The sequence below is a fragment of the Pseudomonas sp. NPDC086278 genome (genome assembly GCF_050280905.1).
GTDB lineage: Bacteria > Pseudomonadota > Gammaproteobacteria > Pseudomonadales > Pseudomonadaceae > Aquipseudomonas.
In genome coordinates this window covers 1-1,216 of sequence record NZ_JBNNWE010000226.1, presented here as the reverse complement: position 1 = coordinate 1,216, position 1,216 = coordinate 1, and the positions used below count along the sequence as shown (strand labels likewise).

Sequence of the window (1,216 nt, the reverse complement as noted above, 5' to 3'; positions counted from 1 at the left end):
GTCGCTCAAACCTTCGAGCGCAAAGTACTCGCACTGCATGGGGATAATTACCCCGTCAGCGGCGACCAATGCGTTCAGGGTCAGCATCGACAGCGCCGAGTCCGGCGTTTCCTTGCCCATCAACATGCGGAACAGCGTGGATTTACCGGCACCGTTACCGCCGATCACGCCAACGATGGCGCCTTTGGGCATGGAGAACGACAGGTTGTCGATCAACACGCGATCGCCGTAACCCTTGCTGACGTTCTTGAATTCGATGACCTTGTCACCCAGGCGCGGACCGGCCGGGATGTAGATCTCGTTGGTTTCGCTACGCTTCTGGAACTCCTGCGATTGCATTTCTTCGAAGCGTTGCAGGCGAGCCTTGGATTTGGACTGGCGGGCCTTGGCGCCTTTGCGCACCCACTCCAGTTCTTCCTTCATGGCTTTTTCGTGGGCCGACTGCTGCTTGGATTCGGCAGCCAGACGATTGGACTTGGCTTCAAGCCAACCCGAATAGTTGCCCTCGTACGGGATACCGGCGCCGCGGTCGAGTTCGAGGATCCAGCCTGCCACGTTGTCCAGGAAGTACCGGTCGTGCGTGATCGCGACCACGGTGCCCGGGAAATCGTGCAGGAAATGCTCCAGCCAGGCGACGGAATCGGCGTCCAGGTGGTTGGTCGGTTCGTCGAGCAGCAGCATGTCGGGGGCGGACAGCAGCAGGCGGCACAGGGCCACACGGCGCTTTTCACCACCGGAGAGGAATTCGACCTTGGCGTCCCACGCCGGCAGACGCAGCGCATCGGCGGCAACTTCCAGTTGGCGATCCAGGTTGTGACCGTCGCTGGCTTGCAGGATGGCTTCGAGCTTGGCCTGTTCGGCGGCCAGTTTGTCGAAGTCGGCATCTTCTTCAGCGTAAGCCGCGTAGACCTCGTCCAGGCGCGCCTGGGCGTTCTTGATCACGCTGACCGCTTCCTCGACCACTTCACGCACGGTCTTGGTCGGGTCCAGGATCGGCTCTTGCGGCAAGTAGCCGATGTTCAGCTCCGGCATCGGACGGGCTTCGCCCTCGAACTCGGTGTCGACGCCGGCCATGATTTTCAGCAGCGTGGACTTACCCGAACCGTTGAGGCCGAGCACGCCGATCTTGGCGCCGGGGAAGAACGACAGCGAAATGTTTTTCAGGCCGATCGATGGCAGCCAGATCGCTGCCGTGAACTGGGAAGGCGCCGCTGAA

The 1,216-nt window shown here is 61.3% G+C and carries 1 protein-coding gene; it reads right to left on the bottom strand.

The window, feature by feature from the left end; translation table 11 throughout:
• Positions 1-1,185 (bottom strand): energy-dependent translational throttle protein EttA (ettA, locus tag ACQKP4_RS29170; protein WP_427637454.1); only part of this gene is annotated, 1,185 nt, incomplete at its 3' end.
• Positions 1,186-1,216: the final 31 nt, after the last annotated feature.